We start from the raw sequence: 2715 nt of genomic DNA on the forward strand, positions 1-2715 counted from the left end.
CGCGCTCAATGTCTGCTTTCGCTCGGGCAGATCCCGCTCGAAGCAGACATTGAGCGCGAGCGCACGCTGCAGCGGCTGAGGCTCGAGGGGGCCCGCTTCGGGCCGGGCAGCTGGGTCGAGCCGGAGGATCTCCATCATATTGCGCTCGTCGTCTCCGAGCATGGCGAGGCGCGCCGCGACGTCGAGCACGTGCTGCAGCCGCTCGAAGCGGCAGGCCTCATCCAAATTCACCGGGTGTGGGCCAGCTTCGAGGGGGCGGGGGCCGAACGCTCCCCGACCGCGGCATTGGCCCGCGTCACGAGCCTGCACGCCGAGTACGGCCTGTCGGCAACACTGGTGTGCCGCGGCGGTGGGCCAATCGAAGCATTCCGTCCGCTCAACAGCTACGCGGTTGCGCGTGCCGCGACAGTTGATCGGGTACCGAACCTCATCGTCGGCCTCGGCCATGCCGGCACGACGCGCACCGCCGTCGATGCGGTGGCAGCGCGCTCCGAGCCGACCCCGACGGCGGCCGCAATGCTCGTGCGTCATCTCATAGAGCGCACTGGGCTCCGGGCCGAGCGTGCGCTCGCCGCCTTCGACGCAGCGATCGAGGAGGATCTCGGAGCGGCCGGCCACATCGCCCTTGGGCGGGCCGCGACCGCTTTCGACACAGCGCTACAGGATCTCGTCACCGCGGCCGAAGCACGCCTGCGACAGCTCGATCGGGCCGTCGAGCAGAGCCTGCTGTCAGGATTGAGCGCGGCAACCAGCGGGATTGCGCGGAAAGAACCGGGTGCCGAGCCCGTCGAAGTGGGTCTTCTCGATGACACCGAGGACGACGTCCTCCTAAGCAAAGCCCTGGCGCTGGTGATCGCGACCGACACGGGCCGCATCGTCACCCGCGCCCAGGATCTCTCAGCGGGCCTGCCGCTGCTGCTGCAATTCCCGGACGGCGCCGTACCCGTCCGGGTCGGACCCGTCTCTTCCACCGCTCACTGACATCGAACAAGGATATCCATACCATGACCCATTCCCCCGAGAGCCTTAGCTTCCTGGCAGCGGTCAAGCGCATCGAAGCGCTGACCCAAGAGATCCGCCGCGATGGACTGGCCGCCTTCGAGAAGGCGGAAGCCGCCTATACCGAGGTCCAGGAGCTACGCGCCGTACTGAACGCGCGGATCTCTGAGCTGCGCCGCCGCAGCGCGTAACGAACAGCGGCACCACCGTCGATGAGTGTTCATCAGCGGTGGCTGCGCGCGGCCAAACTGAGAGGTCAGCTCGCGGAGCCCCTGCGGCATAGGCGTGAGTATGGTCCAAAATCCCAAGCAAGAACGGCCGATACACCGCCGTCAGTTGGGCATCAGCGCTGTTGCACAGCGCCGCCTCGAGCATGTGTAGTGGACCATAGAGCGCCGCTGAGAGCTGGACGTTGAAGGTGTAGAGCCGTAGCACCGGGTCGTCGTCTAGCCTGCTGCCCTACAGCCCGGCCTTCAATCCGATCGAGTCGATTTTCGCCAAGTTGTAGGGTCTGCTCCGAACCGCGGCGGCCCGCACTGTCCCAGACCTGTGGCACACCATCCGGAAAGCCTTCGCTCGCTTCAAGGCCGACGAGTGCCGCAACCGCCTCGCCGCAGCTGGTTACGATACCGACTTGGCCGTTAGTCGTGAGCGGGAACGGCTCTAACTTGGCGCTGAGGGTGCCTGAAGCTCCCGGTAATACTCGATTGCCGTTCGGGCGTTGAACAACAGGTGGTCGGGGCCGAGTTCGTGATCGAGGCCTGCGCGCCGCACCATGTCGAGCACGCCAGGATTGCAGTCCACGAGCCATAGGGTCACGCTCGTCCGCCGGGCCCCCTCCTGCAGCATCTTCAGCGCCGAATACTCGATGTCCGGCACGCGGCTGAGGTCGAGGACGACGACGCGCGGCTTGTGCTCGGCAATCAGCGCCCGGATCCGCTCGCCGACGTTCTGCGCATTCGCGAAGTAGAGACGCCCCTCGGGACGAAGAATGAGGAGGCCGTCGAACGTCTCGTCGTCAGGGTGCTCCGCCGAAAGGGGGCGCAGGACGTCGGTACCGCGCTTGCGCCCGATGACAAAGACCGGAGGACGGGCGGTCTGAAGGGCGAGGCCGATGAGCGAGAGAACGATGGCGACGACGATGCCCTGGAGCGTCCCGAAGACCAAGACCCCGATGGCTGCCACGACCGCCCAACGGAATTCCATGCGGCGCACCCGGTAGATGGCTCGGAATTCTCCCGGCTGGATCAGGCTCACCGAGTAGACGATCACCACGGCCGCGAGGGTTGCCTGCGGTAGGAGACCCAAAATCGGGGCAAGGAGCAGCATCGTGGCAAGCGATGCGGCGGCCGTCACCAGCGAGGCCGTCTGCGTTCGGCCGCCGGCTGCCCGTACGACACCGGTCTGCGACGCCCCGCCGCCCGCCGGCATGGCACCGAGTAGGGCGCCGCCGAGGTTCGCCGCCCCGGTCGCGATTAACTCGCGGTTGGCGTCGACCGGCGGATCGCCGGGGTCGACGAAAGCCCGACCCGCGGCGATGCTTTCAGTGAAGCTCATCAGGGCGATGCCCAGAGCGCCCGGCAAGAGCGCCCGAATCAGGGCAGGATCCGGCAGGGTGATCGAGGGGAGACCTTGCGGTATGGCCCCGACAATCGGTACGCCGGCAGCATTCAAGTCCAGCAGCCCCGAGGCGACGACGGCCCCCGCCACCGCGCC

The 2715-nt window shown here is 67.1% G+C and carries 3 protein-coding genes and 1 pseudogene; 3 read left to right on the top strand and 1 reads right to left on the bottom strand.

Annotation, left to right across the window (positions count from 1 at the left end):
- The 3 genes and pseudogenes from MFF42_RS03715 to MFF42_RS03725 all read left to right on the top strand — a co-directional run.
- Positions 1–981 (top strand): exodeoxyribonuclease VII large subunit (locus MFF42_RS03715; RefSeq protein ID WP_238254545.1); only part of this gene is annotated, 981 nt, incomplete at its 5' end.
- A 23-nt stretch (positions 982–1004) separates the two neighbouring features.
- Entirely contained in the window at positions 1005–1190 is a 186-nt protein-coding gene (locus MFF42_RS03720) for a hypothetical protein (RefSeq protein ID WP_238254546.1), read from the top strand.
- Positions 1191–1453: 263 nt separating this feature from the next.
- Positions 1454–1666, top strand: a pseudogene (locus MFF42_RS03725) (IS630 family transposase); the annotation flags it as partial.
- On the opposite strand, the gene MFF42_RS03730 reads toward MFF42_RS03725, so the two are convergent.
- Positions 1663–2715 (bottom strand): SulP family inorganic anion transporter (locus tag MFF42_RS03730; protein WP_238254547.1); only part of this gene is annotated, 1053 nt, incomplete at its 5' end. The pseudogene MFF42_RS03725 and the gene MFF42_RS03730 sit on opposite strands and share 4 nt — an antisense overlap.

This window comes from Methylorubrum podarium (genome assembly GCF_022179745.1).
In the GTDB taxonomy this organism is placed as follows: Bacteria; Pseudomonadota; Alphaproteobacteria; order Rhizobiales; family Beijerinckiaceae; genus Methylobacterium; species Methylobacterium podarium.

Excerpts from the sequence above, each read along its gene's own strand:
- MFF42_RS03720 (WP_238254546.1), top strand. The coding sequence starts at position 1,005 with ATGACCCATTCCCCCGAGAGCCTTAGCTTCCTGGCAGCGGTCAAGCGC.